Origin of the sequence: Rhizobacter sp. (assembly GCF_031412495.1) — a bacterium.
Taxonomy (GTDB): Bacteria; Pseudomonadota; Gammaproteobacteria; order Burkholderiales; family Burkholderiaceae_C; genus Schlegelella_A.
Map to the genome: position 1 here is coordinate 1 of NZ_JANODC010000422.1, position 3847 is coordinate 3847.

Genomic DNA, 3847 nt, shown 5'->3' on the forward strand with positions numbered 1-3847 from the left:
CGGCGGGTTGATGTTCGGGGGCTCGCCGTTGGCGAGCCGGTCGCCGCGGTAGACCCAGCACTTCACGCCGATCACGCCGTAGGTCGTCTTGGCTTCCGAGAAACCGTAGTCGATGTCGGCGCGCAACGTGTGCAGCGGCACGCGGCCTTCGCGATACCACTCGGTCCGCGCGATCTCGATGCCGTTCAGGCGCCCCGCCGACATCAGCTTGATGCCCTGCGCGCCGAGGCGCATCGCGTTCTGCATGGCGCGCTTCATGGCGCGGCGGAACATGATGCGCTTCTCGAGCTGCTGCGTGATCGAGTCGGCGATCAGCTGCGCATCGATCTCGGGCTTGCGCACTTCCTCGATGTTGACGGCGACCGGACCGCCCAGGCGGCGCGTCAGCTCGGCCTTGAGGTTCTCGATGTCCTCGCCCTTCTTGCCGATCACGACTCCCGGCCTTGCCGAAAAGATCGTGATGCGGGCGTTCTTAGCCGGCCGCTCGATCAGGATCCGGGACACCGCGGCGTTCTTCAGGCGCGTCTTCAGGTACTCGCGGACCTTCAGGTCCTCGGCGAGCATGGTCGCGAAGTTCTTGTTCGACGCATACCAGCGCGAAGACCAATTGCGCGTGACCGGCAGGCGAAAACCGGTCGGGTGAATCTTTTGTCCCATGGGGTTCCTGTCGCGATCCGTTAGTTGCCGACCGTGATGTAGATGTGCGCCGTCGGCTTGCTGATGCGGTTGCCGCGCCCCTTGGCGCGGGCCGAGAAGCGCTTCAGCGTCGCGCCCTGCTCGACGTAGATGGTCTTGATCTTCAGCTCGTCGATGTCGGCGCCATCGTTGTGCTCGGCATTGGCGATCGCCGACTCGAGTGCCTTCTTGATGATGCCGGCGGCCCGCTTCTGGGTGAAGTTCAGGATGTTGATCGCCTGGTCGACCTTCTTGCCGCGAACGAGGTCGGCCACCAGCCGGCCCTTGTCGGCCGACAGGCGAACGCCCCGAACGATAGATTTCGTTTCCATGCTGGCCATCCTTACTTCTTGTTCGCCTTCTTGTCGGCCGGGTGGCCCTTGAAGGTCCGCGTCAGCGCGAACTCGCCCAGCTTGTGACCGACCATCTGGTCCGTGATGTACACGGGGACGTGCTGCTTGCCGTTGTGCACAGCGATGGTGATGCCGATGAAGTCGGGCAGGATCGTCGAGCGGCGCGACCAGGTCTTGATCGGCTTCTTGTCCTTGGTGGCGCTCGCCTTCTCGACCTTCGCCGCGAGGTGATGGTCGATGAACGGGCCCTTCTTGAGCGAACGAGTCATGGGAGGGACCTTCTTACTTCTTGCGACGCGCGACGATCATCGTCTGCGTGCGCTTGTTGTTGCGCGTGCGGTAGCCCTTGGTGAGCGTGTTCCACGGCGAGACCGGCGCCTGGCCCTCGCCGGTGCGGCCTTCGCCGCCGCCGTGCGGGTGGTCGACCGGGTTCATGGCAACGCCCCGAACCGTCGGCCTGATGCCCTTCCAGCGCTTCGCTCCAGCCTTGCCGAAGTGGCGCAGGCTGTGCTCCTCGTTGCTGACCTCGCCGATCGTCGCGCGGCAATCGATGTGGATGCGGCGCACCTCGCCCGAGCGCATCCGCACTTGGGCGTAGGTGCCCTCGCGCGCCAGCAGCGTGCAGGCGGCGCCGGCCGAGCGGGCGATCTGCGCGCCCTTGCCGGGAAGCATCTCGATGCAATGGATGATGGAGCCGACCGGGATGTTGCGGATCGGCAGCGTGTTGCCTGCCTTGATCGGTGCCTCGGCGCCGGACAGCAGCGTCGAACCGACCTCGAGGCCCCGCGGCGCGATCACGTAACGGCGCTCGCCGTCGGCATACACCACGAGCGCGATGTGGGCGCTACGGTTCGGGTCGTACTCGATGCGCTCGACCTTCGCCGGGATGCCGTCCTTGTTGCGGACGAAATCGACGACACGGTAGTGGTGCTTGTGCCCGCCACCCTTGTGCCGCGTGGTGATGTGGCCGTTGTTGTTGCGGCCGGCGTTCTGCATCTGCGGCTCGAGCAGAGTCGCCTCGGGCCGCCCCTTGTACAGGTGCGGATGGCTGATCTTGATGACGGCGCGTCGGCCCGGCGACGTCGGCTTGACCTTGATGACGGGCATTACGCGCCCTCCCCGGAGAAGTTCAGCTCCTGGCCTTCGGCCAGGCAGACGTAGGCCTTCTTGATGTGGTCGCGTCGGCCGGTCGACTTGCCGAAGCGCTTGGTCTTGCCCTTGTGCTGGACGGTCTGCACGGAATCGACCGTGACTTTGAACATCAGCTCCACCGCGGCCTTGATCTCGGGCTTGGTGGCGTCGCGCAGGACCTTGAACAGGACCTGGTTGTGCTTCTCGGCAGCCATGGTCGCCTTCTCGCTCACGATCGGCGCGACGAGCACCTGCGCCAGGCGGCTCTCGGAATGGGCGGGCCGGGCGACCTTCACCTTGACGGTCGCCTTCCTCGCGGCGGGCTTGCGCGCGGCCTTCTTGGCGGCGGGTGCGGCCGCGTCGGCGACCGGCGCCACGGCGACCGCCTTCGCGGCCTTCACCTGCTTGGCGGCCTTGGGGGCTTTCGCGTCGTCCTTCTTCGCTTCGGGTGCCGTGCTCATGCCAGCATCTCCTTCAATTGCTCCATCGCACCCTTGGTGACGAGCACCTTCTTGTAGTGCACGAGGGCGAGCGGATCGGCGTAGCGCGGCTCGACGATCAGCACGTTGGTGAGGTTGCGCGCTGCCAACAGCAGGTTGTCGGGCATCCGGTCGGTGATCACGAGCACCGAGTCGAGTCCCATGGCCTTGAACTTCTGTGCCAGCAGCTTGGTCTTCGGCGAGTCGACGTCGAGCGACTCGACCACCGCCAGGCGGCCTTCGCGAACCAGCTGCGACAGGATCGCCGCCATGCCGGCGCGGTACATCTTCTTGTTCACCTTCTGGGTGAAGTTCTCGTCCGGGCTGTTCGGGAAGATCCGTCCGCCGCCGCGCCACAGCGGCGACGAGGTCATGCCGGCACGGGCGCGGCCGGTGCCCTTCTGGCGCCACGGCTTCTTGGTCGAGTGCTTGACCATCGCACGGTCGAGCTGGGCCCGGGTGCCGAGACGCGCATTCGCCTGGAAGGCGACGACGATCTGGTGCACGAGGGCCTCGTTGTAGTCGCGCGCGAACACGGTGTCGGGCGCCTCGACCTTCGAGGTCGACTGACCCTGGTCGTTCAGCAGTTCGATCTGCATCAGGCGGCTCCCTTCTTCGCCGGCGCTGCCGGCCTGGCCTTGACGGCCGGCCGCACGACCACGTGGCCGTTCTTCGCGCCCGGAACCGCGCCACGGACGAGCAGCAGCTGGCGCGCTTCGTCGATGCGGATCACGTCGAGGTTCTGCGTCGTCTTGGTCACGTTGCCGCGCTGGCCCGACATCTTCTTGCCCGGGAACACTCGGCCCGGGTCCTGCGCCATCGAGATCGAGCCGGGCACGTTGTGCGAGCGGCTGTTGCCGTGCGACGCACGCTGCGACTTGAAGTTGTGGCGCTTGATCGTGCCGGTGAAGCCCTTGCCGATCGAGGTGCCCTGGACGTCGACCATCTGGCCGACGGCGAAGACGCCGACCGGCACCTGCGCGCCCGGCTTGTATTCCGCAGCGACGCTGGCGGCGACACGGAATTCCCTCGTCACCTCGCCGGCGACGATCCCCGCCTTGGCCAAGTGCCCGGCCTCGGGCTTGCTGACCCGCGATGCCTTCTTCTCGCCGAAGACGACCTGAAGGGCGCTGTAGCCGTCGCTCTCAGGCGTCTTGACCTGGGCCACGCGGTTGTTCGAGACGTCGAGGACGGTGACGGGAATGGCGT

The 3847-nt window shown here is 66.3% G+C and carries 7 protein-coding genes; all 7 read right to left on the reverse strand.

Annotation, left to right across the window (positions count from 1 at the left end; genetic code table 11):
* Nucleotides 1–657: 30S ribosomal protein S3 (gene rpsC / locus AC30N0_RS15550; RefSeq protein ID WP_489518811.1), on the reverse strand; the 657-nt coding region annotated here is incomplete at its 3' end.
* Nucleotides 658–677: 20 nt separating this feature from the next.
* Complete coding sequence (gene rplV / locus AC30N0_RS15555; RefSeq protein WP_489518812.1) at nucleotides 678–1007, reverse strand: 50S ribosomal protein L22; 330 nt, start codon at nucleotides 1005–1007, stop codon at nucleotides 678–680.
* Nucleotides 1008–1018: 11 nt separating this feature from the next.
* A complete protein-coding gene (rpsS, locus tag AC30N0_RS15560; RefSeq protein WP_489518813.1) occupies nucleotides 1019–1297 on the reverse strand; it encodes a 30S ribosomal protein S19 in 279 nt (92 codons plus the stop codon).
* Between the two features lie 13 nt (nucleotides 1298–1310).
* On the reverse strand, nucleotides 1311–2135 hold the full coding sequence (gene rplB / locus AC30N0_RS15565) for a 50S ribosomal protein L2 (RefSeq protein ID WP_489518814.1): 825 nt from the start codon (nucleotides 2133–2135) through the stop codon (nucleotides 1311–1313).
* On the reverse strand, nucleotides 2135–2455 hold the full coding sequence (gene rplW, locus AC30N0_RS15570) for a 50S ribosomal protein L23 (protein ID WP_489518817.1): 321 nt from the start codon (nucleotides 2453–2455) through the stop codon (nucleotides 2135–2137). Before rplW ends, rplB begins: the two co-directional genes overlap by 1 nt.
* 161 nt (nucleotides 2456–2616) lie before the next feature.
* Entirely contained in the window at nucleotides 2617–3237 is a 621-nt protein-coding gene (gene rplD / locus AC30N0_RS15575; RefSeq protein WP_489518815.1) for a 50S ribosomal protein L4, read from the reverse strand.
* The coding region (gene rplC / locus AC30N0_RS15580; RefSeq protein WP_489518816.1) for a 50S ribosomal protein L3 at nucleotides 3237–3847 on the reverse strand (611 nt) is incomplete at its 5' end. The genes rplD and rplC, both read right to left, overlap by 1 nt.